Below are 21683 nucleotides of genomic sequence, written 5' to 3' on the forward strand. Positions count from 1 at the left end.
CGTATCCCTTAACCGCGTGGAGTCGCGACGCTGGCCAGTTTGGGCGCGGCTTTATCCGGCGCCACTTGTTCCAGGTTGCTGGCTTCAAGCGCTTGTCGTTGTTGGGCCAAGGCGGCGAGGGTTTCCTGGCTGGCCATCGGAATGGTTTCCGGCGCGACTGGCGAGCCTGGACGCACGCGCTGCAAGCCCTTGACGATAATCGTGTCGTCCTTGTTCAGGCCGCTGCGCACAATGCGCAAGCCTTCGATCTTCGGCCCCAGTTCCACGGCGCGATAGGCCGGTTTGTCGCCGTCCATCACCAGCACGAACTTCTTGCCCAGGTCGGTGCCCACGGCTTCATCGTTGATCAGCACGGCGGAGTAGGTGCCGCTGCCCACCAGCTTCAGGCGTGCGTAGAGGCCCGGGGTGTATTCGCCCTTGCTGTTGTCGAACACGGCGCGACCACGGATGGTGCCGGTGGCCGGGTTGACCTGGTTGTCGACGAAGTTCATCTGGCCCAGGTGCGGGTTGCCGGTTTCATTCGACAGGCCCAGGTACACCGGGGTGGTTGCGCCACGGCGGCCCTGGCGCGCCAGTTCGGTGTACTTGAGGTACACGCGCTCATCGGCGTCGAAGTAGGCGTAGACCTTGTCGGTGGACACCACGCTGGTCAGCGCGGTGACATCGGCGGTCACCAGGTTGCCGGCGGTGATCTCGGCACGGCTGACGCGGCCGCTGATCGGCGAGGTCACGCGGGTAAAACTCAGGTTCAGCTTGGCCAGATCCAACTGCGCCTGGATGCCGGCGACAGCGGCGCGGGCTTCCTGGGCGGCAGTGGTGCGCGAGTCGGCCAGTTCGGCGGAGATTGCATTGCTCTGGCGCAGGCGCTCGCCGCGTTGGGCTTCGTTGTCGCTGCGAGTGGCAGCGGCGCGGGTCTGTTGCAACTGGGCTTCAAGGCGGCGCACTTCAGCCTGGAACGGACGCGGGTCGATCTGGAACAGCAGGTCGCCTTTCTTGACCAAAGCGCCTTCGGTGAAAGCGACTTGGTCAATCTGGCCGGAAACCCTAGGACGGATCTGCACCGTTTCCGGCGCTTCCAGACGGCCGGTGAACTCATCCCACTCGTTGACCGGCTGTTCCAGCACCTTGGCCACGCTGACTTTTGCCGCAGGCATGGCGGCCGCTTGGTCCGGGGTCTTGCCGCACGCGCTCATCACCGCCACGGCCAGAATCGCCAGGGGCAAGCGCAAATGTTTGAGTGACTGTTCCATGAGGTGCATCCGCCAATGTATTTGAGATGGGCGGATCATGCGCGGCGAGGGGGTATGTCACGAATCGAATGAAGCGAAGGTAACTATCATTGCGAATGATATAAGCGCGATATCAGCCCTCTAGCATAGGGGTTTCGTTAGGGGGCTATCAATGGCGATGATGACAAAGGACTGTTGCGGGTGTGCAAGCAATGTCGACTTCGGCACCCGTATGGTTACTATTGCGCATGCAGATCGTTCGACCAGGAAGTCATTCATGACCATGCTCCAAACGTCGCCCCGTAAAGATGTCAGGGTCCAGAGCAACACCTTTTCCCAAGCGCTCAGCCAGACCCTGACGGTGTTGTCCGAGCGAATCCTCCAGGCTCAAGCCAGCATTGCCGCTATCGACCGCCTGAGTTTACGCAGCGCCGAAAGGGAGCGCACCGAAGCCCTGGCTCCGAGCCAGGCGCGCGTGCACAAGTGTCAACAGCAGTTCGATCGGCAGAAAGGTGAAGGGCACGGCTTCGGTTGGCTGCTCAGCCCGTTGGATACGCATCAGGCGTCCGTTGAGCTCAAGGCCGCCCGGCTCCAGCATGAGCAAGCGATCCTGGCTTTCGATGAGCCGGCCATCACGTCACAACACAACCGCGACATTGACGAGCACAACCGGTACGTCGCTGGCCAGCACGAGGAACGGCTCAAACTCAAGGAACTATTGGCGAAGCTTCTCAGATCCCAGCGCCAGTTGAAGGACTTCGAGTTGGCCGCGACAGAGGCGTTGGCAGCTGCGAAAGGCAACGGATGGCTGGCGCCTGATTTCGCCGTAACCTTGGCTCGGGTGATGGACCTGGTACGCGAGATGAAAATGCCACAAGCCCACGACTGCCTGGGGCAGTTGGTCTTTCAGAAAACGCCGGACGTGGCAGCCTATGCCAAGTGGCGCAAGCGCGCCGAAGGCATTCGCGAACGCGCCAATCGGGATCACTTCGGCGTCGCGGTGACGGGCGGCTTTCCCAATATTGTCGCGGCCAGCGCCAGGCTGGCTGCGGCAAACATGCAACGCGACCCCGCCCGTCAGCTGTTGCAATGTGGTCACACTGCCGATCAGTGGCAACTGCTGAGTCAATTGGCGACTTCACCCACCCACCTGTCCATCGATGTGCTCTGGGCGATCTACTGGGCGATGTTTCAGTGCCAACAGGAAATGGCCAGGTTTCTCAACAGCGCAGCGGCCATTGAGGACCTGTTGAACGGCCGGTTCAGTGCCTACGTCGAACACTGGCTTGGGAGCTGGGCGTCCAAACAGGTTCCAAAATTCGGCTACCCCATGTCCCAGTCTTTCCTTGGCACGCTGCAACTGGCGGGCAAGCCGGAAGAAAGCCGTTTAGGGGCCGACCTTGGCGTCATTATCTCGTTGAATATCGGTGGCCTGATCTGTCGCAAAGCCGTGCTTTTGCAGGCCAAGCGGGCCAAGGATTGGGTCGCCGATGTGGGCAGCAAAAAAGGCCAGCTACCCAAGCTGTCCAAGTTGCCGCGGGGCGGTTACTACCTGTTCTACCATGAGTCTGCGAACCTGCAATTGGCCACTGCGGTTCCAACGGTCAGCTCTGCTCAAGCGTTGGAGCAACTGTTGCTCACGGCGGGCAAAAACCCGGATGGCACCTACCTGCCCGTCGACGTGCGCGAGACGGGTTGGGATTGGGCGAGCTTTATCAGTTTTGGCCTGTGTGACGCCAATTCGCAGATCGGTGAGCCGTTCGACACCATTGATGACGCGCTGCGGATCCTGGGCAGTGGCGAGACCGGCGCGCTGCCCCTTCGGCTGTTCGTGGTCGCTATCGAGGATGAACCCTATGTGCTTGAGATGGCGCAGCGTGTGCGCGAGCGCTATGTAGACCTGCAAGAGCCGCTGACCAAGCAAGAAAAGAAACAGCTGGACGGGGATGAGCGCGACCATAGCTACGGTATGTGAAGCGTCAAGGACCTGCATATCCTGTGCCTGAGGGCACCAGGGCTGCGAGCTGAGCACGCTCGCAGCCCTGGTTTTTTACGCGGTACCGAACTCGACCCGCACCGTCAGCGCCCCTTGATTATCTCCAAGGCCAATCCCATACCGCCCCTCCAGGTCATCGTTGATGCACAGCTGCAATTCCCCGGTCTGCCCCGGCGGAACCTCGGCCAGATCCCCCACCAGAAACGGCGTGCCACTGCTGCCCACACGCCCAATCAGCGCCCCTTCATTGGCACCGGGCAGGGTGTAGCCCGCCTTGGCGATCAACCCCGGACTGCCATTGCCATCGACCATGCCGCCGACCGGGCTGGCCAGCCATTGGCCGCTGACATAGCGCACCAGGCGCGGGCTTGGGCCGCTGACCTGCACGCCAGTGCCTTGCCATGGTTGGTTCGCTTGCACCTGCACGGTGACGGCCTTGAGGTCGTTGCACAGCGTGTCGCCGGCCTGGATCGACAGCGCGGCGATGGTCAGGCTCGGGTTGGAGGTGCCGGTGGTGGGGAACACGCCGTCGCCCACCAGGAACAGGTTGTTGTGGTCCCAACTGCGCTGGTACTTGTCGACCACCGAGGTGGCCGGGTCGGCGCCCATGCGGTAGGTGCCCATCAAGTGGCCGGCGCCCTGGAAAGAGTACGACTCGCCCTGGTAGTCAAACAGCCCCGGCTTGATGTCGGCCGTCAGTTCGGTGGCGCCGAGCAGTTCGGTGATGACATGGCTGGCGAGAATCCGCGCCTGCTTGAAACCTTCCTTGGTGTAGTCCGACAGGTCGTAGTGGATTTCCGGGCGCGGGATGCCCAGGCGGTCCTGGTACTGGCTGGACGGCACGATGTAGCAGTTGGCGTTGTTCGGATCGTCCTCGACTTGTTCCACCAAAAAGCCCACGCGAAATTGCCGGGTGAGCAAGTTGTTCAACTGCTGTACCAGCGCCGTGCCGAACAGCACCTGGGGCGCGCCCGTGGCGTTTGGCAACGGGTTGGTGCGGCTGACGTTGGTGCCGTCGATCAGGTCGGCGACGGTGGTGTAGGGGTCGCCGATCGGCCAGTTGAAACCCTCGTTGCCGATCTCGATCCGCCACGCTGCGCGCTGGCTGCGAAAAGCACCGTCGCGCAGGCTTTCGATGCCGGAGGTGGCCACCGGGCCACGGTACGGGAACACCGTCTTGCCTTCGGGCATCAAGCCCCACGCCAGGTAGATCGGGTGGTCCGCCAGGCTACGACCGACCTGGCCGCTGCTGTTGGCCACGCCCTTGGGCCAGGCGCTGCTGGTGGAGTTGAGCAGCAGTTTGGGCGTCTCGATGGCATGGGCGGCGATCACATAACGCTGGCCGACCGCGACGCCCGTGCCAGTGGCCGGTCCATCACCCAACTGGTACTGGATAAACTCGATGCCACTGACCGTCTTGTCCGCTGCCACCGTGACCTTGCTCGCCACGGTTTTGTACAGCACCCGTACATTGCCGGTGTTGAGTGCATTGTTCAGGGTCACCGTGGCGTCGTACTTGGCCTGGATCGGGCAGATCGGCGTGCAGTTGGTATTGCCCGCGCACACCCGGCGCCCGGCATACGGCTGCGAGTTGCGCCCGGCCGGCGTCGGGCTGACCACCAGCGGCAAGCCCTGGAATGACTGGCCCTGCACCGCGCTGACGAAGCTGCCATCGACCAGTGACAACGGAATGCTGGTCATCGGGTATTCATAGTTCGTCGGGAAGGTGATGCCCAGGTAAGCCTGGTCGGCGACGTTGGCCGCCACGCCGATTTCCGCTTCGGCGCGGCAATAGGCGCTTTGCAGGTCGTTATAGCCGATGGGCCAGTCCACGCCCACGCCGTACAGCGACTTCATCCGAAAATCATTGGGCAACATGCGCAGGCACGTGGCGACCCAATGCCAGGTGGTGCCGCCGCCGACCCGTTCATACGTGCTGGTAAATGGCAGCGGGCCTTTCTGCACCAGGTAACTGACCTCGGGGTTGTCCCAGCCCAGGATCAGGTCGGCAATCGTCGCCCGTGGCGCGTTCTGTTCGGCCGGGTTGCGTGCCGGGCTCAGCGTGCTGACCGGCGGGTAGGGCGATTCGGGGGTCTTCAGCGTGGCGGTGTAGAACCGCTGCAGGTACTGGTTACGGTTGGCCGGGACTTCCGGGCCGGACTCCAGCACCAGCACCTTCACCCCCGCCAGGCCGAGTTGGTAGGCAATGATGCTGCCCGCGAGGCCCGCACCGACGATCACGACATCTGCTTGTTCGCTGCTCATGACGATGCTCCTGGCTGTGGGCTGGCGGTGACCCCGGTGAAGTCTTTCAGGCTCGGTGGCGGGCTGTTCCAGTAGCCGAAGAAAAACTCGCTGTAGCCCATCGGGTGAGCCTGGGCGATGCTCCACGCCCAGCTCTGGGTGTAGGCCTCATCGCTGACCACGGTTTGCTCGTTCACCGGGAACGCGCCTTGGGTATACGGCTGATACCAAACGCCGAGCATCCACAACTTCATGATCGCCCGCGCTGCCTGGGCGGTTTGTGTCGCGGCGGGTTGGCCGTTCTGCATCAGGATGGCCGTGCCGATTTGCTGCGGCGTCTGTTGCTCACTCACCAGCGCGGCGTATTGGGCGAGCAGGGCACTGAGCACGGTTTGCCCCAGGCGTGGGCCGATGAAATCGAGAAAGGTGCTGGGCAGGCCGATGGGGTCGACCGATGGCGCCAACAGTTCCTGATTGATGCCGGTGAGCACCACGCTCAGGCCGGTGAAATTGTCCAGGTCGGTACTCATGGCTGACTCCTTGTCACACCGGTGGATTGGGCGCGTTCGAGCAGGTAGGTGAAGTCGGCGAAACTGGTGCGCGGTGATTGCGTCACGTGGGTGGCCGCATTGCCGTGACACGCAATGCAGCTCGACGACGCCTGGGGCACGGTGCCCTGGATATAGGTCTCCAGCGTGGCATTGGCGAGGAATGACGGCGCCGGGTTGCCCAACGGCTTGGTGGCCGAGATCTGGCACGGGGGCTGGCCGCTGAGGGTCGGCCACTGGGTGCTGATCAACTGGTAATTGGCCCATACGCTATTGGGATTAACCGTGCGCAACAGGTTTTGGTAGGTGGTGTTGAGGGCCTTGGTTTCGTCGGTCAAAGGGATTTCACGCACGATCTGCGATGGCGTGGCCTTTACCGCCGGGTTCCACGGCCGGGGCGGCGGCTGGTTGACCTCGGCATGGCTGCTGGCGTTGTAGAACAAATACGGGCCTTTGCGCTCGGCGGGCGGCGTGGTTTTCTCCGGCACATTGTCGACGTGCTCGAAGGTCGACCACACCCACTGCGGCGCGATGGTGGTCTTGTGCACGATATGCAATCCCACCAGCCCCACCGGCTCGGCAACGCAGGACTCGGCCACCACCGGCCCCTTGCTCGGGTCGCTGTTGCCCGGCGTATACACCAGGGCATCGACGGTATGGAAACTGCCAGGCTGGTCGTTGCCGTCCAGCACCTTCCACGACGCCTTGACCATCAGCGAACCTACGTCACTGGTGGCCGGGTCGCCACAACTGAACGCCACCGCATTGGTCGGGCTGGCGGCAAAAAACGCCTGCTGGCCCTGGATGCTGTACAGGCCATTGTTGACGATGCCGTCGAACATCGATTGGTTGACCACGATTTCATTGCGTGTGTACACGCCGCTCTGGTCCACCAGCGGGCCACTTTGAAACGGTTGGATAAACTCGTCCAGCACATCCGGCACCTTGCCCATTTGCTGCAACAAGCGTCCCGAGCCTTTGCCCTCACAGGCTGCCGGCACGTTGGCGGGCGCCTGCCAGGCCGCCGGTTTCTGCCCTTGGGGCAGGAAAATCTGATAGCTCTCTTTGTAGCTCTCCCACACCGTGGCCGCGTCCTGCTGGCCGATCTGCACACCGGTATTGGGCTTGCCATCGGCCAGCACCGGCCAGTTCAGCGCAATAAACGTCTGCCATGACATCTCGTCGAAGTTGGCTTGCAGGCTGGTGAGGGAAAACGGCGGCGTCGCCGTGACATCGAAGGGTATTTGCGTAGACAGCGTGGGGGCCGCGACGACCAGGGGGCTCAGCAACGCGCCAAACAGCGCACAGCCGAACCCAGGCCGGGGGCGATGGGTTTCCTTTCTCATCGTTATCTCCTAGGCATCAGGCGCCAGGAGACAGTGGGTCCGTCATGGACTCTTCAATGCGCCTCCTGGCACGGGCTAGAGCGTAGATAAGGTTGAGAACGCAGGTGTACGCAGCGCTAGATTGATTCGTGATAAAAACAATAGCTCAGCGGCGGTTCAGGCACGGTCTGCGCGAATATACGTGCGAAACACATGGTCCCACAGCGGCGAAGACACGCCGAAGTTCTTCTCGATGCCTTTGCGATGATGCAGATCGTGATTGGCCACCAACCCTGGAATAAACCCATGGGCCCAATGCGCCGGGCGGTGCATCACGTAGTGCACCGAGATGTAATAGAAGTAGCCCGTGACCGCGCCGACAAACGCCGAGGTCAGGCCGGTGTACCAGGCCAGCAGCAGTAACGCCGCAAAGGTGGAACTGGTTTTCCAGCTCGATACACCGATATAGGCCAGCACATCCACATGGTGGGTCCAGTGCTCGTGGCGATACAGCGAGTGGAACAGAAAGCGATGCGCCGAATACTCCACCAGTGTCCAGGCCAGCAGGCCCGCGAGCAGTTGCAGCGGCTCAAGCGGCGCCAGGCAGAGCGCCAGGCCGACAAACAGGGGGACGGTGAAAAAATCCAGGTAATACGCGACTGACGACATCAGCCATTTGTTTGAAGCCGCCATGTGCGGATCGTCCTTGAAGTGCATGAACCGAGGGGAAGTCAAGCCGGGTTGTCCCCGGCGGCGGGCAGAGTGCCCGTTGCCTGGCGCCTTTGCAACAACTCGATGTGCTCGGCGGGCACCAGGGTGCGCAGGGTCTTGTAGAGCACACGGGTTTCCAGCAGGTTCCACACCCGCAGCATGGTTTCCAGCGCGTCCAGCGGTTTGCTGATGAAGTCCCGGGCGCCCAGGGCCAGGGCGCGCAGGCGCGTATCGCGGGTGGCGTCGGCGGTCAGGACCAGGATCGGCAGGTATTCACCCTGGGGGATGCGCCGGTTGAGTTGTTCCAGCACCGCGAAGCCGTCGAATTGCGGCATGTGCAGGTCAAGAATCACCAGGTCCGGTTCGAAGCTGTTGAACAGCTCCAGGGTGCGCAGCGGCTGGGTGCTGCTCAGCACGTTGGTCAGCCCTTCGCGGGCGAGCAGTTGCTCTACCAGGTCCAGGTTCGGGCGTTGGTCGTCGATGATCAGAATGCGCAGGTCGAGGTTCACATGGGCTCCATAAAAGACTGGTCGAGGTGGGCGAGAAACGCGGGCACGTTGATCGGCTTGTTCAACACGGCGGTTGCGCCTGCCGCCTGCAAGGCCTGGCGGGTAAGGTCGCTGGCGTCGGCGGTGATCATCAGCACCGGGGTGTCACGGGTGATCGGCGATTGACGCAAGCGTTGCAGCACCTTCACGCCGTCGAGGTCCGGCAGGCACACATCCAGCAGAATCAACTGCGGCGCGTGCTGCGCGGCCAGGTCCAGGCCCAGTTGGCCTTGCATGCTCGACAGCAGTTTTATCCCCGGTCGGCGTTGCAGCAGGGTTTCGATCAGCGCCAGGCTGGAGAGGTTGTCTTCGATGCACAAGACCTTGCCCAGGTGCGCGCAGGCCGTGGGGGCAGGGCGCGGCGCCTGCGTGTCGATGACGGGCGTGGCGATGCGCTGCAATGGCGCCACGCGCGTGAACGGCAGTTCCAAGGTGAAGCGTGAGCCAATGCCGGCCTGGCTCTGCACGTTGAGGTGGCCGTCCATGTTTTCCAGCAGGCTTTTGCTCAGGGCCAGGCCCAGGCCGCTGCCTTCCACATTCGGGTCGGCGCCCAGGCGCTCGAACGGTTTGAACAGTTGCCCCATATGGTCCGCTGCAATGCCGTGGCCGGTATCACACACCGACACGCCGATACGCGTGCCATCAACGACGACTTCAATGCTCACCTCGCCATCGCGCGGGTTGTATTTGATTGCATTGGACAGCAGGTTCAGCAGCACCTGTGTGAGGCGTTGGCGGTCGGCCACGATGCCCACGTCCGCCGCCAAGTCCGGTAATGGCTGCAATCGAATGCCGGCGTCGGCAGCCATCGGCGAGACCAGCGACAGCGCCTCTTGCAAGACCTCCGCCAGCGGGATCGGCGCGATATTCAACGCCAGGCTTCCTGACTCGATCTTGGCAATGTCCAGCACTTCGTTGATCAGCGTCAGCAGGTGCTGGCCGGCGCGCAGGATATGCCCGACGTCGGCCTTTTGCGCCTTGGGCGCGTCCATGTCCAGCAACTGCGCGAAGCCCAGGATCGAGTTGAGTGGGGTGCGCAGTTCGTGGCTCATGCGCGACAGAAACTCGCTTTTGGCGCGGCTGGCGCGCTCGGCTTCCTCACGTGCCTTGCGCAGGGCGATTTCCGCAGCGCGGCGGTCAGTGATGTCGCGGGTGATCTTCGAAAAGCCGCGCAAGGCGCCGGTGCCGTCGTACTGGGCGGTGATCACCACGCTGGCCCAGAACCGCGTGCCGTCCTGGCGGCAGCGCCAGCCTTCTTCGGTGTAATCGCCATTGAGGGTGGCTTCGCGCAGCGCCATGTCCGGGTGCTGCGGGCATTCCTCGGGCAAATAGAACACCGAGAAATGCTGGCCGATGATTTCCTGTTCGGTATAGCCCTTGATCCGCTCGGCGCCGTTGTTCCAACTGGTGACATGGCCCGCCGTGTCGAGGGCGAAGATCCCGTAGTCCTTGACCCCGTCGATGATCAGCCGCAGGCGTTCTTCGTTGTCACGCAAGGCGCGCTCGCGTTCGGCCAGCAGCAACCCGGCTTCCACCAGGCTGGTGCCCAACTGGCCGATTTCATCGTGTTCCGGCGGTTGCGGCAGCAGCGGCGAGCCCAACGCCAGGCGCTGGGCATTGCGCTGTACATTCTGCACCCGCGCCACAATGCCTTTGGACAGGAACAACACAGCGACAATGGCGCCAAACAAACCGCAGATCGCCGCCAGCCAGGTGGACAGCAGCAACCGTTGACGGGTTTCGGCCGCCGCAGCGCTGCGCTCGGCCAGCAACGATTCCTCCAGCGTGAGCATGGTGCTGATGTGTTGGCGCAAGGCATCGAGGATGTGTTTGTTGCTGATCAGAATGGTACTGATCGATTGCGGTGTGGCGTCGCGGTCCTTGAGCATCTCTTCCAGGCCGTCGACCTTGCCTTCGATCAGCGGCTTGATGGCGCTCAGTTGCTCACGCACCCGTGGATCACGCACGTTGCGGTCGAGCCGGCGCAGAGCGGACTCGATCTGTGGCCCGGCGTTGAGGTAGCTGGGCAGGAAGTCTTCACGGTGCGTGAGCAGGTAGCCGCGCACACTGGCGGCGGCTTCTGCGAGCAGGGTGTGCACGGCCTGGATATCGCCTTGCACGCGCAACACGCGGCGCACGTCTTCTTCGGCGCGGGCGGTCTGGCGTTCGGTGGTGTAGATCAGCACCAGGGACAGCAACAGCACCACCAGCGGCAGCGAGATCACCACCAGCGCCTTGCCCCGCAGCGGCAGGTCAGCCCAACGCCGCTTCATGGTGACGTCACCAGGCCCAGGGCGATGCCGCGCACGGCAGCCTGGGTCCGATCAGCCGCGCCGAGCTTGCCGATCACGCGCTCCACATGGGCCTTGGCGGTGCCGGTGGTGATCCCCAACTGTTCGCCGATGGCGCGGTTGCTCATGCCGTTGGCCACCAAGCCCAGTACCTGGCGCTCGCGGGGGGTGAGGTTTTCGCTGGGGGCTGCGCCGCTGGCCTGGCGTTCGGTCATGCGGCGCAACAGCCGCGCGCTGACCGCCGTGTTGAGCGCTTCGCCGCCGGCGCCCACGTGTTGCAGGGCGTCGATCACCTCGGCCCGGCTGGCGTCCTTGAGCAAGTAGCCGACGGCGCCGGCATTCATCGCCGCTTCCAGGTATTCGGGGCTGTCGTCCATGGTGAACATCACCACCTTCACTGCCGGCAGGCGCTCTTGCAGCAAACGCGCGGCGCCCAAGCCGTTGAGCCCGGGCATGCGGATGTCGAGGATGACGATGTCCGGCAGCAGCTGTTCGCACAGCTCGACCGCTTGCAGCCCATCGCTGGCTTGACCGACCACCTCGAACTGCGCAAGGCCGGCCAGCAGCGAGACAAAACCGGTGCGCGTGACTTCATGATCGTCTGCCAGCACGAGACGCAGGACGTGGGTCATTGAGGGGTTCCAGGCAAATGGGCCGGCACGCGGGCGTGCAGTTGGGTACCGCTGTGGGCTGCGCTGACGCAGGTGAAACTACCGCCCAGCAGGCTGGCGCGCTCCTGCATGGTCGCGAGGCCCAGGTGCTGGGCGTCATCGCGCAATGGCGCGCAAGTGAAGCCTTTGCCATTGTCGTCCACGCGCAGGGATGCCTGGCTGTCGTGCAACGCCAGGGTCAAGTGCACCCGGCTGGCGTGGGCATGCTTGAGGACATTGTTGATGGCTTCCTGGCCGATCCGGAACAGCGCGATCTCCACCTGGCTGGCCAGGCGCGTTTCACACTGCGCCTGCCACACCACGCTGATGCCCGCGTCGCGCAGGCGGTCGGCTTCCTTGTCGAGGGCTTTGAACAGGCCGAAATCATCCAGCACCGTTGGGCGCAGGCCGGCGATCAATTGCCGGCCTTCACCGACGCAGTGCTGCGCCAGGGTGAGGATCGCCTGCAAATCGGCGGCGAGTGCGTCAGGCAGTGCGGGGCAGCGGCCGGCAAAGCCTTGCAGTCGCTGGTGCAAACCCGCGAGCGTCTGTGCCAGTCCATCGTGCAGGTCGTAGGCCACGCGTTTGCGCTCGTCCTCCTGGGCGCGGAACAGGCGGTTGACCAGGTCGGACAGGGTCTTGTCGCGGGTTTTGAGGGTGGTCAACAGCCGATCGTTTTCCAGGTGCGCAGCCAGCAGGGTGGCGAGCAGTTGCAGGGATTCGCTGTCTTCGTGCTCCGGCGCCCGCAGGCTGACGCTGTTGCCCAGCACCAGCAGGCCAAAAGCCTGGCCGTCACTGCCACACAATGGCACTTGCAGCACGCTGTGCGGCTGTTCCTGCCAGCGTGGTGCGCGCAGGTCGCGGTCGGCGAGGGCCGCCAGGCCGTTCAGGCGCGCCGGGCTGCCATGGCTTGCCGTGGTATGGACGGCCCCTTCGGCGTCCCATTCCTGCAGCAGGCCGTGGTCCATCGCAAGAAACGCGCAGGCGCGCACGAGCACGCGTTCGCGCATGGCGTCGGGGGCCAGTTGGCTCAGCTCCTGTCCGGTATCCACCAACAGCCGCAGCCGCGCCGTGCGGCTTTGCGATTGGCGCAAATGCGCGCGCATGGCCAAGGCGCTGCCGGGGTCATGGGGCAGGTTATGCATGGGTGATGCTCCAGCGATGCAGGGAGGGCGGGGCGTCTATTAAACATGGTTAAACGCCTTGGCGGCTATCTGCCAAATGGCATAGGTAAATGACTCCGATTGGCCGATGGCGCGCCATGCTCGGTTTGGCAAAGTGGGCTCAACGAACACCACTGGAGTCTCCCCATGCAATTCAAGCCCGCAGCAATCGCCCTGATGTTTGCCTTGAGCGTTCCGTTTGTTCAGGCCGCTGAAACGTCACCGTATGTCTACCGCGAGGTGGCCCAGGCGCCCGCCAATGTGAAGGACCGGGAGATTGCCGGTTTGTTCGACCGCTGGAACAGCGCCCTGCAGACCGGCAACGTCACGTCGGTGGTCGACCTCTATGCGCCGGGCGCGGTGTTGCAGCCGACCGTGTCCAACCAGGTGCGCACCACGCCGGACCAGATCAAGGACTACTTCGATCACTTCCTGGCGCTCAAGCCGGTCGGCCAGATCAACTACCGTGAAATCCGCCAACTGGGCACTAACGTGGCCATGGACAGCGGGGTCTACACCTTCACCCTGACTGACGCGAAGGGCAAGGTCAGCCAGGTGCAGGCGCGCTACACCTTCGTTTATGAGCAGGTGGGCGGGCAGTGGAAGATTCTGAATCATCACTCTTCGGCGATGCCCGAGGTGCAGGTCAAGCACGCCAAGCAGTGAGCCGCTGATTACGCCGCCGTTGCGCTGAGCAGCTGGCCAGGGATGGCCGCAATCAGTTCGCGGGTGTACGCGGTGGCCGGGCGGTTGAAGATCTGCTCCACCGAACCCTGTTCCACCACGCGGCCATTACGCAGCACCAGCACCTCATGGGCGAAGTTGGCGACCACCGACAGGTCATGGGACACCAGCACATAGGCAATGCCCATGTCCCGTTGCAGTTCTTGCAGCAGGTCGAGAATGTGTGCCTGCACCGACACATCCAGTGCGCTGACCGGTTCGTCCAGCAGCAGCAGGTCGGGTTTCAACGCCAGGGCGCGGGCGATGGCCACACGTTGGCACTGCCCGCCGGACAGCTCGCGGGGCAAGCGGTCGAGGAAACTCACCGGCAAGTGCACGCGGCTGATCAACGCCCGCGCCGCCTGCTCCAGCGCCGCGCCCTTGAGCAAACCGAACGACACCAGCGGTTCGACAATGCTGTCGAACACCGTAAAACGCGGGTCGAGGGCGGCGAAAGGGTTTTGCTGCACCAATTGCAGGCGCTGGCGCAATGGGCGGAAGTCGCGCCAACTGAGGTCAGTGACGTCTTGCTGTTCGAACCTCACCCGGCCCTGGCTTGGCTTCTCCAGGCCGAGGGCGATGCGCAGCGCGGTGCTCTTGCCCGAGCCGGACTCGCCGACGATAGCCAGGGTCTGGCCGGGGTAGACCTCCAGGTTGAGACCCTCCAGGGCCAGGAAGGTCGACGCCTCGCCCTTGACCTTGGGCAGGGCGAACGTCTTGCCGACGTTGTGCAGGCTCAGGATCGGCTGGCGCCCCAGGTCGAGGTTGAGCAAGGGTTCGCGACGCCTGGCGAAGGCGGGCGCGGCGGCGATCAGGGCGCGGGTGTAGTCGTGGCTGGGTTGGGCCAGGATCTGCTTTGGCGGGCCTTGTTCCACCACCTCGCCGTGCTGCATCACCAGGATGCGGTCGGCGCGGTCAGTGGCTACGCCGAGGTCGTGGGTGATGATCAGCAGCGAAATGCCGCGCTCGCTGACCAGTCGTTGCAGGTGATCGAGGATCTTGCGCTGCACGGTCACGTCGAGGGCGCTGGTGGGTTCGTCGGCGATGATCAGGCGCGGGTTACCGGCCAGGGCGATGGCGATCAGCACGCGCTGGCGCATGCCGCCGGAGAGTTCATGGGGATACTGACGCGCACGCAGTACCGGTTTGTCGATCCCCACCTGTTGCAGCAACTCGACAATATCCGCATCGACGCCGGGGTAGCGCTTGCCCTTGGCCAGGATCAACGCCTCGGCAATCTGCTGGCCGACGCGCAGGGTGGGGTTGAGGCTGACCATCGGGTCCTGGGGCACCAGGCCGATGGTGCGGCCGCGCAGGCTGCGTTTCTCGCGTTCGCTGGCGTGGGTCAGGTTCTGGCCGTCGACCCACAGTTGCCCGGCGCTGATCTGCGCGTTGTCCGGCAGCAGGCCCAGAATGGCGTTGGCCAGAGTTGATTTGCCCGAGCCGGACTCGCCGACAATCGCCACGGTTTCGCCCTGCGCCAGGGAAAACGACAGCGACCGCACCGCCGGATTGACCTGGCCGCTGGCGCGGTAATCGACACTGAGTTGGCGTACATCGATCAAAAGCGCGCTCATCGCTGGATCTCCTCAAAGGTGCGGGCGATATGGTTGAGGCTGAACACCACCGCCACCAGGAACAGCCCGGGCAGCAAGGACACCCACGGTGCGGTGATCAGGAAGTGCCGGCCGTTGGCGATCAGGGTGCCCCATTCCGCCGCCGGTGGCGCGGTGCCGAAACCGAGGAAACTCAAGCCTGCGGTGGCGAGGATTGCCGCGCCGAAATCCAGGGTAGCCAGTACCGCCACCGGGCCCCAGGCATTCGGCAGGATGTGTCGCAGCAAGGTGCGGCCCCAACTGGCACCGCCCAGGCGTGCGGCTTCTACATAGGGCAGGGTTTTCACCCGCAGTACTTCGGCGCGGGTGGTGCGGGCAAAGCCCGGAATAATGCCGATGCCCACCGCGATGGCCACCGGCACGGTGCCAAAACCGATGGCCGTGACGATCGCCAGGGCCAGCAGCAGGCCGGGCAGGGCGAGCAGCACATCGACCACGCGCATGATCACCGCATCGAGACGGCCACCGGCAAACCCGGACAAGATGCCCAGCCCGAGTCCGCCCACCAGTGCGATCCCCACCGCCATCGAGGCTGCCAGCACCGACAGGCTCGCGCCGTAGACCACGCGGGTAAACAGGTCGCGGCCCAGTTCATCGGTGCCGAACCAGTGGTTCAGGTTAGGCGCGGTGAGCTTGGCGGCGGGGGCGGTGGCGTATGGGTCGAAGCTGCTCAGCAGGTGCGGTGCCACGGCGGCGACCAGCGAGAACAGCACCACCAGCACCGCCAGGCTGAACCCCGGCCGGCGCAACAAGGGCAGCAGGGTCGCCGTGGCGCGTTGCCAGGGGCTGCGGCGGCGCCAGAGGGTTTCACTGCGCACGCGTTTGTGGGTAAGCGTCGTCATGGTCTAGGACACCTTGGGCGTGTGGGAGATGCGCGGGTCGAGCCACGGGTAAAGCAGGTCCACCAGCAGGTTCACCAGGACAAAGGCCGCCGCCGACACGGCAACGATGGCCAGCACCACTGGAATGTCCTGGCGCAGCACGGCTTCCTGGGCCAGGCGGCCGATGCCGGAGCGGGCGAAGATGGTTTCCACCAGCACGGCGCCGGACACGGTATTGCCCACCTGCAAACCGATCAGCGTAAGGATGGGCAGCGCGGCATTCCTGAACCCATGGCGCGCCTGCACCTGGCCTCGGCTCAGGCCTTTGGCGTAGGCGGTGACGATATAGGCTTCTTTCCACACGCCCTGAAAACTGCGTTGCAGCACCTGGGCGTACACCGCCGCACTGGGGATCGCCAGGGTGATCGCCGGCAGTACCAGGCTTTCGAAGCCCCGGCTGCCGGTGGCGGGAAACCAACCCAGGCCAAACGCAAACACCTGGATCAGCAGCAAACCCATCCAGAATACCGGCACCGAAAAGCCCAGGGACGGCAAGCGCGCCAGGGCTTTTTTCAACGGTTGCCAGCGGATATACGCGGTGAGGTACGCCAGGCCGATGCCGCCCAGCAGCGACAGCACAATCGCCAGCCCCGCCAGGGACAGCGTCTGGGGCAGGCGTTCGGCGAGCAACTCGGCCACCGGGCGGTTGAGCGACAGTGACAGGCCGAAGTCACCGTGCAACGCGCCCAGCAGCAGGTCGATATATTGCTCGAAGAGGCCTTTATCCAGCCCGTAATAGGCCCGCGCCTTGGCCAGGTCTTCCACCGACAGCGCGTCGGCTTCCATGCCGGACGCACTGAGCATGATCGACAAAGTGTCGCCCGGCAGCAGGTAGAGGATGAAGTAAGTGATGCTGTACGCACCCCAAAGCACCAGCAGCGCCTGGCCGACCCGGCCGATCAAGTAGCGGCTCATGGTGCTTCGACCTCGATATCACCCAGCAGCGCAAAGCCTTCGGCGGTCCAGCGGAAGTTTTTCACTTTGGATGAGGTCGCCGCCTGCCACACGCGCTCGTAGACCGGGAACGCCGAGCCCTCATCCACCAGCAGGTCTTGCAGGGCGCCGTAGGCTGCTGCACGTTGCTGGCTTTGGGTGGCGGTGATGCCGGCATCGAACAGGCCCTTGGCGGTGTCCAGTACCGCCGGTTCGTAGAGGTTGGTGGCCAGGGTCGAGCTGTTGGCGGTGCGCGGATCGAGGATGGTTTGCAGGATGATCGGGTCGGCGCGCGTCATGTAGTTGATGGTCAGGTCATAGTTACCGGCGGAGTTGTTGGCGACCCACTCGGCGCGGGTGACCACGCTGAGCTTCAACTCGATGCCGACCTTGCGCAGTTGATCCTGGATCAGCACGTCGCCTGCGGTTTCAGCCGGGCTGATGTTGTAGCTCAGGCTCAGGCGCTTGCCGTTTTTGCTGCGGTAACCGTCGGCGCCCTTGGCCCAGCCTGCCTGATCCAACAGGCGCTCCGCACCCGCCGGGTCATACACCAGCTTGGCGCCCTGGGTTTTGAAGTAAGGCGTGGTCACGTCATAGATGCCGTCCACCACCGGGAATTCAGCGTTGTACACGGTGCTCGCGTAGCTCTTGCGGTCGATGGCTTTTTGCAGGGCCAGGCGTACCTGTTTGTCGCCCAGGGCGCGGCCGTCACGGGTGTTGGAATACAGGTTCAACGCCGGCCCCGGCAGCGAACGGCTCTGGATGGTCGCGCCCTTGGACTGGAACAGCTTCAGGTCGACCTCGGAGAACGGGTTGCGCGGCCACAGGATGTCGGCCTTGCCTTGCAGGAACAGACCGTTGCGCACGCTTTCCTCGGGGATGTAGGTGACGTCCACCGCATCCAGATGCGCTTCGCCCTGGTTTTTCATATTCGCCGAGGCCCAGGCGTAACCCTTGCGCTTGGTCAGGTGCGCGCCGACTTCCGGGGTGTAGCTGGCCAGCACGAACGGCCCGGTGCCGATGATCTTGCCCAGCGAGCGTTCCTTGGCGCTGAGCGCATAAGAGGCGGGCGCCAGGATCGACAGGTTGGTGGTGGACGTGGCTTGCAGGAACCCGGCGTTGGGTTTGGCCAGCACCAGTTTGACGGTCAGGTCATCCACCACTTCGGCATGGTCGAACCCCGCCAGATAGGTGGCGCCGAAGGTGGCTGGCAACTCGGCGGCCAGCGCCTTGTTGCTGTCGAAGGCGGTTTTGACCGCCACGGCATTGAAGCGCTCGCCATTGCTGAAGGTGACGTTATCGCGCAGGTGAAAGGTATAGGTGAGCGCGTCGTCACTGACTTCCCAGCTGTTGGCCAGCCAGGGAATGATCTTGCCGGTTTGCGGGTCCTGGTCGGTCAGCGACTCGGCGACATTGCGCAGCAACACCCGGTGTTCCAGCCAATAGACCTGGAATGGGTCGACGCTGACCAGCGTGGTGTTGTCGCCAAAGAAGGCGATATTCAGGGTCTTGCCGACCTGGCTGTCACTGCCCGAAGGTGAGCAGGCGGCCAGGCTCAATGCCAGGGCGCAAGGGGCCAATAGACGGCTCATCAAGTTGGAGGTGTTCAATGGGATGCCCTCGTATGGCGATTGGCTTAGAAGTCGTAGGCCAGCTTGGTGTACCAGTAGCCGCCGCCGGGGTAGAACGGCGGGTTGCCGTAGGGCGCCAGGCCCAGGTTGCTGTAGACGGCGTGCCGGTCGGGGCGCACGTCGAAGATGTTGGTGCCGCCGATGCTCACGGTGATCTGGTCGACGAAGGTGTAGCTGACGTCCAGGTCGGTGATCCATTTGGCGCCGAAGCTGCGGTCGCCCGTGGGGTTGACCGCCAGCGTCTTGACCGCGCCGTAGCGGCTGGTTTGCAGGTTGACTGCGAGGTCCTCGACCTTCCAGTTGGCGCCCAGGATCCATTTGGTCTTGGGCGACGCTTCGGTCAGGTCGCCTTCGCGGTCGCGGCCCACCAGGGCCACGCCGGAATTGGCCAGCGCATTCGGTGTGTCGCGGGTGCCTTCGATGGTGGTCTTGTTCCAGTTGAAACCCAGGCTCCAGCGCACTTCGCCCCAGGTATCCAGCGGTGTGGTGTGGTCGGCGACCACGTCCAGGCCACGGGTGCGGGTATCGAAGGCGTTGGTGTAATAGTTGACCCAGGTGCCCGAGGGCACGCCTTGGCTGGTGAGGATGCCGTTGATCACGCCGTTGCCCTGGTCGTAGATATTGCTGGTCAGGGCGATGCGGTCGTCGATGTCGATCAGGTAGGCATCGGCAGTGATGCTGGTGTGCGGTGCCGGTTGCCAGGTGAGGCCCAGCCCGAGGTTGCGCGATTTTTCCGGCTTGAGGTCATCACCGCCCAACGCCTTGGCCAGGTTGCTGCCCGACGGGGTCAGGCGGGTGACGGCGGGCACTACGTTGCCGTTCACGTCGGTGGACACGCGGTTGTCGGCCACGGTGTAGCCGATCTGGGTCAGGGACGGCGCACGGAAACCGGTGCCGACAGTGCCGCGCACGGCCACGCTGTCGGTGAGTTCGTAGCGCGAGTTCACTTTCAGGCCGAGGGTGTTGCCTGAGTCGTCATCGTAATGTTCGACCCGCCCGGCGACGTCGAGAAACCAGCGTTCGGTCAGGTCGAAGCCCAGGTCCAGGTAGCCGGCGTAGTTGTTGCGGATCAGGCTGACTTCGTCTTCCGGACGAATCGTCACCGCCGCCTGGGCACCCGATGCCGCCGGGTACGAACCGGTGATATAGGCCTCGGGGTCGCCGGCGAAGGTGCTGAAGTGCTCCCAGCGATGTTCCAGTCCGGCCGACACCTGCACCGGCGAAGTCAGGTTGAACAGGCTGTCGTAGCGGCGGGTGAAATCCAGGTTGTTGACCCACTGCTCGAAGCGGAAGGTCGCCAGGTTGTCGAATTTGGTCGGTGATGCGGTGCCCAGGGACGGGTTGATGTTGAGGTCGCTGGAGTGGTGCACATTGTTGCGCCCGTAGGTGGTGCTCAGGTCCCAGTTCCATTCGGCTGCCTGGCCCTTGCCGCCGAACAGCAGTTGATAATCGCGGTCCTTGATGTTGTTCAACGGGTAGTAACCGTCGGGGAATACCTCGGGCACGGCGGCCCGGCCGGTCGGCAGGCGGAAGTAGTTGGCGGCCTCGGCGTCTCGCTCGCCGTAGGTGGAGAATGAGTACAGGGTCAGGTCTTCCAGCGGCAGTTCGGCGTTATAGGCCAGGTTGAAGGCCTTGAGGTCGGGGTCGCCGTTCTTGATCGCTACGCGGTCCCAGGCGGCTTCCTTGGCCGGATCGTTGAAGGCCCTGACGCTGCCGTCGGCCTTGTCGTTCCACGACGCTTCGCCACGTTTGCGTGCATCCGCCGACAGGTGGAAAAAGCCGCCATCGCCCAGTGTGAAGCCCTGGTCGCCGGCCACCTTGATGGTCTCGCCCTGGCCGGAGAACAACTGGCCGTAACTGGTTTCCAGGTGACCGCCGCTGCTGCCGGTCTTGAGGATGATGTTGATCACACCCGCCACCGCATCGGACCCGTACTGGGCCGCTGCGCTGTCTTTGAGCACTTCGATATGGTCCACCGAGCTGACCGGGATCAAGTCGATGTCCACCGCATTCGCACCGCTGTTGTCGATGGACCCGCGCTGGCCTGTGGCGCCGTTGTGGCGGCGTTTGCCGTTGACCAGCACCAGCGTGTAGGCGGGGCCGAGGCTGCGGTTGCTCAGCGGGCGGGTCACCGAGTTGTAGCCGGCGATGTTGGTGCCGAAGTTGAACGACGGCAGCAATTTGGCAATCGCTTCGGACAACTCCGCGCGGCCGGTCTTGAGCAGTTGCTCGCTGTTGATCACATCAATCGGCGCCGGGCTGTCGGCCACGGTGCGCGCCTGACCACGCAGGCCGGTGGAGATCACGGTGACGGTACCGAGCCTGGCGTCTTGCGTAGCGGTTTCGGCGAAGGAGGGCGCCGCAGCCAGCAGCAGCGAACTGGTCAGCAGTGACAGGTGGAAGTGCTTGAGGGGCAGCGGGGCGGCGAGGTCTGGCATGTCGAGATCGGTCCATTTAGCCTTTTACAGGCTCCTGGTGGTCGGGGGTACGTCCTCCGCCAGGTATGGGGTCGGTCTGTGAAGTGAAGATATTCCTATAAAAAACCCGAGGGAAAGTCTTTTTTGGAATAAGCTAATTATTAGATATTGTTATTATGTGATTTATTAAGATCATCTATTTTTATGATGTTTTGCGCTGGTGCCGGCCGCCACGCTCAACGAGAGCAATCCGCTTGCGCCATGTAGCCACCCGCGAAAAAAGACAACAGAACGCAGATGTTTGCGCTCAGTTAATATATGACCCATCGCCACGAATACTGGCTTCAATCGCGGCCAAGCCTTCCCTGAATCCCCCCCTGAGAAACAGTATGAACACCGAATTGACGGAAGAAGAGATGCGACAGGCGCTATTCGGCGTATCTGTGCCCGCAGTGTCGACGGAAGCTGACCCTCAGCCAGAACCCGTTCCGGCAGTCGTGATACCGCCAAAGGCAACGCCCAAAAAGCAACAGAAAACCTCAAAAGGCTTTACCCCGAGGCTCAGGGTCACACTGCGCGTGGGCAATGAGTTCGAAGGGCAGATGCACGAGATCATTCATGAGGCTGACACGCTCAGCACCCTTGTAGCCGAGCAAGAAGCTACCAAGGCAGCCAGGAAGAAGTTTCGTTTTGTCGAAGTGGTCTCGGTCAAGTCAATGTAGTTGCGATAGCCATTTCTCCAAGGCGTCGCAGCGGTTTCGCACAGCGCACATTTCT

17 protein-coding genes are annotated in these 21683 nt (G+C 63.4%); 3 read left to right on the top strand and 14 right to left on the bottom strand.

Going from position 1 to position 21683, the window contains the following annotated elements:
• Positions 1–8: 8 nt before the first annotated feature.
• Positions 9–1250 (bottom strand): multidrug efflux RND transporter periplasmic adaptor subunit MexE, encoded by a 1242-nt coding sequence (mexE, locus tag DNK50_RS16315; protein ID WP_112196952.1) that lies wholly within the window; start codon positions 1248–1250, stop codon positions 9–11.
• A 256-nt stretch (positions 1251–1506) separates the two neighbouring features.
• Between mexE and DNK50_RS16320 the strand changes: the two genes are divergently transcribed.
• The gene (locus DNK50_RS16320) at positions 1507–3204 is read left to right on the top strand and encodes a hypothetical protein (protein WP_112195156.1); all 1698 of its coding nucleotides are present in this window, start codon (positions 1507–1509) and stop codon (positions 3202–3204) included.
• Between the two features lie 75 nt (positions 3205–3279).
• Here DNK50_RS16320 and DNK50_RS16325 read toward each other — a convergent pair whose 3' ends face one another.
• From DNK50_RS16325 to DNK50_RS16360, 8 genes are all read right to left on the bottom strand, one after another.
• Positions 3280–5490: a GMC family oxidoreductase gene (locus DNK50_RS16325; RefSeq protein ID WP_112195158.1), complete on the bottom strand. Its 2211-nt coding sequence runs from the start codon at positions 5488–5490 to the stop codon at positions 3280–3282.
• The gene (locus DNK50_RS16330) at positions 5487–5999 is read right to left on the bottom strand and encodes a sorbitol dehydrogenase (protein ID WP_112195160.1); all 513 of its coding nucleotides are present in this window, start codon (positions 5997–5999) and stop codon (positions 5487–5489) included. Before DNK50_RS16330 ends, DNK50_RS16325 begins: the two co-directional genes overlap by 4 nt.
• Positions 5996–7363 carry a cytochrome C gene (locus DNK50_RS16335; protein WP_112195162.1) on the bottom strand — a complete coding sequence of 456 codons (1368 nt, stop codon included), beginning with the start codon at positions 7361–7363 and terminating at the stop codon, positions 5996–5998. The genes DNK50_RS16330 and DNK50_RS16335 overlap by 4 nt, the downstream gene beginning before the upstream one ends.
• Before the next feature lie 156 nt (positions 7364–7519).
• Positions 7520–8035 carry a sterol desaturase family protein gene (locus DNK50_RS16340; RefSeq protein WP_112195164.1) on the bottom strand — a complete coding sequence of 172 codons (516 nt, stop codon included), beginning with the start codon at positions 8033–8035 and terminating at the stop codon, positions 7520–7522.
• Between the two features lie 38 nt (positions 8036–8073).
• Positions 8074–8562 carry a response regulator gene (locus DNK50_RS16345; RefSeq protein WP_099584258.1) on the bottom strand — a complete coding sequence of 163 codons (489 nt, stop codon included), beginning with the start codon at positions 8560–8562 and terminating at the stop codon, positions 8074–8076.
• Positions 8559–10874, bottom strand: a complete 2316-nt coding sequence (locus DNK50_RS16350) for an ATP-binding protein (RefSeq protein WP_112195166.1) — start codon at positions 10872–10874, stop codon at positions 8559–8561. The genes DNK50_RS16345 and DNK50_RS16350 overlap by 4 nt, the downstream gene beginning before the upstream one ends.
• Positions 10871–11524, bottom strand: a complete 654-nt coding sequence (locus tag DNK50_RS16355; protein ID WP_099584260.1) for a response regulator transcription factor — start codon at positions 11522–11524, stop codon at positions 10871–10873. The genes DNK50_RS16350 and DNK50_RS16355 overlap by 4 nt, the downstream gene beginning before the upstream one ends.
• Complete coding sequence (locus DNK50_RS16360; RefSeq protein ID WP_099584261.1) at positions 11521–12687, bottom strand: sensor histidine kinase; 1167 nt, start codon at positions 12685–12687, stop codon at positions 11521–11523. Before DNK50_RS16360 ends, DNK50_RS16355 begins: the two co-directional genes overlap by 4 nt.
• Before the next feature lie 165 nt (positions 12688–12852).
• On the opposite strand from DNK50_RS16360, the gene DNK50_RS16365 reads away from it, so the two are divergent.
• Positions 12853–13371, top strand: a complete 519-nt coding sequence (locus tag DNK50_RS16365) for an SgcJ/EcaC family oxidoreductase (protein ID WP_099584262.1) — start codon at positions 12853–12855, stop codon at positions 13369–13371.
• An 8-nt stretch (positions 13372–13379) separates the two neighbouring features.
• On the opposite strand, the gene DNK50_RS16370 is transcribed toward DNK50_RS16365, so the two are convergent.
• The 5 genes from DNK50_RS16370 to DNK50_RS16390 are packed head-to-tail and all read right to left on the bottom strand — an operon-like array spanning position 13380 to position 20927.
• The gene (locus tag DNK50_RS16370; protein ID WP_112195168.1) at positions 13380–15005 is read right to left on the bottom strand and encodes an ABC transporter ATP-binding protein; all 1626 of its coding nucleotides are present in this window, start codon (positions 15003–15005) and stop codon (positions 13380–13382) included.
• Positions 15002–15886, bottom strand: coding sequence for an ABC transporter permease (locus DNK50_RS16375; RefSeq protein WP_112195170.1), 885 nt, complete (start codon positions 15884–15886; stop codon positions 15002–15004). Before DNK50_RS16375 ends, DNK50_RS16370 begins: the two co-directional genes overlap by 4 nt.
• 3 nt (positions 15887–15889) lie before the next feature.
• Positions 15890–16840: an ABC transporter permease gene (locus tag DNK50_RS16380; protein ID WP_112195172.1), complete on the bottom strand. Its 951-nt coding sequence runs from the start codon at positions 16838–16840 to the stop codon at positions 15890–15892.
• On the bottom strand, positions 16837–18450 hold the full coding sequence (locus DNK50_RS16385; protein ID WP_162633412.1) for an ABC transporter substrate-binding protein: 1614 nt from the start codon (positions 18448–18450) through the stop codon (positions 16837–16839). The genes DNK50_RS16380 and DNK50_RS16385 overlap by 4 nt, the downstream gene beginning before the upstream one ends.
• Positions 18451–18494: 44 nt before the next feature.
• Complete coding sequence (locus DNK50_RS16390; RefSeq protein ID WP_112195176.1) at positions 18495–20927, bottom strand: TonB-dependent siderophore receptor; 2433 nt, start codon at positions 20925–20927, stop codon at positions 18495–18497.
• A 368-nt stretch (positions 20928–21295) separates the two neighbouring features.
• On the opposite strand from DNK50_RS16390, the gene DNK50_RS16395 reads away from it, so the two are divergent.
• Positions 21296–21628 carry a hypothetical protein gene (locus DNK50_RS16395; RefSeq protein WP_099584268.1) on the top strand — a complete coding sequence of 111 codons (333 nt, stop codon included), beginning with the start codon at positions 21296–21298 and terminating at the stop codon, positions 21626–21628.
• The last annotated feature ends 55 nt before the right edge of the window (positions 21629–21683 follow it).

The sequence above is a fragment of the Pseudomonas sp. LG1E9 genome (assembly GCF_003290225.1).
Classification (GTDB): domain Bacteria; phylum Pseudomonadota; class Gammaproteobacteria; order Pseudomonadales; family Pseudomonadaceae; genus Aquipseudomonas; species Aquipseudomonas cyclaminis.

Bases quoted from the DNA above. Each gene is read 5' to 3' on its own strand.
- mexE (WP_112196952.1), bottom strand. From the start codon at position 1,250: ATGGAACAGTCACTCAAACATTTGCGCTTGCCCCTGGCGATTCTGGCC.
- DNK50_RS16320 (WP_112195156.1), top strand. From the start codon at position 1,507: ATGACCATGCTCCAAACGTCGCCCCGTAAAGATGTCAGGGTCCAGAGC.
- DNK50_RS16325 (WP_112195158.1), bottom strand. From the start codon at position 5,490: ATGAGCAGCGAACAAGCAGATGTCGTGATCGTCGGTGCGGGCCTCGCG.
- DNK50_RS16330 (WP_112195160.1), bottom strand. From the start codon at position 5,999: ATGAGTACCGACCTGGACAATTTCACCGGCCTGAGCGTGGTGCTCACC.
- DNK50_RS16335 (WP_112195162.1), bottom strand. From the start codon at position 7,363: ATGAGAAAGGAAACCCATCGCCCCCGGCCTGGGTTCGGCTGTGCGCTG.
- DNK50_RS16340 (WP_112195164.1), bottom strand. From the start codon at position 8,035: ATGGCGGCTTCAAACAAATGGCTGATGTCGTCAGTCGCGTATTACCTG.
- DNK50_RS16350 (WP_112195166.1), bottom strand. From the start codon at position 10,874: ATGAAGCGGCGTTGGGCTGACCTGCCGCTGCGGGGCAAGGCGCTGGTG.
- DNK50_RS16355 (WP_099584260.1), bottom strand. From the start codon at position 11,524: ATGACCCACGTCCTGCGTCTCGTGCTGGCAGACGATCATGAAGTCACG.
- DNK50_RS16360 (WP_099584261.1), bottom strand. From the start codon at position 12,687: ATGCATAACCTGCCCCATGACCCCGGCAGCGCCTTGGCCATGCGCGCG.
- DNK50_RS16365 (WP_099584262.1), top strand. From the start codon at position 12,853: ATGCAATTCAAGCCCGCAGCAATCGCCCTGATGTTTGCCTTGAGCGTT.
- DNK50_RS16370 (WP_112195168.1), bottom strand. From the start codon at position 15,005: ATGAGCGCGCTTTTGATCGATGTACGCCAACTCAGTGTCGATTACCGC.
- DNK50_RS16375 (WP_112195170.1), bottom strand. From the start codon at position 15,886: ATGACGACGCTTACCCACAAACGCGTGCGCAGTGAAACCCTCTGGCGC.
- DNK50_RS16380 (WP_112195172.1), bottom strand. From the start codon at position 16,840: ATGAGCCGCTACTTGATCGGCCGGGTCGGCCAGGCGCTGCTGGTGCTT.
- DNK50_RS16385 (WP_162633412.1), bottom strand. From the start codon at position 18,450: ATGAGCCGTCTATTGGCCCCTTGCGCCCTGGCATTGAGCCTGGCCGCC.
- DNK50_RS16390 (WP_112195176.1), bottom strand. From the start codon at position 20,927: ATGCCAGACCTCGCCGCCCCGCTGCCCCTCAAGCACTTCCACCTGTCA.
- DNK50_RS16395 (WP_099584268.1), top strand. From the start codon at position 21,296: ATGAACACCGAATTGACGGAAGAAGAGATGCGACAGGCGCTATTCGGC.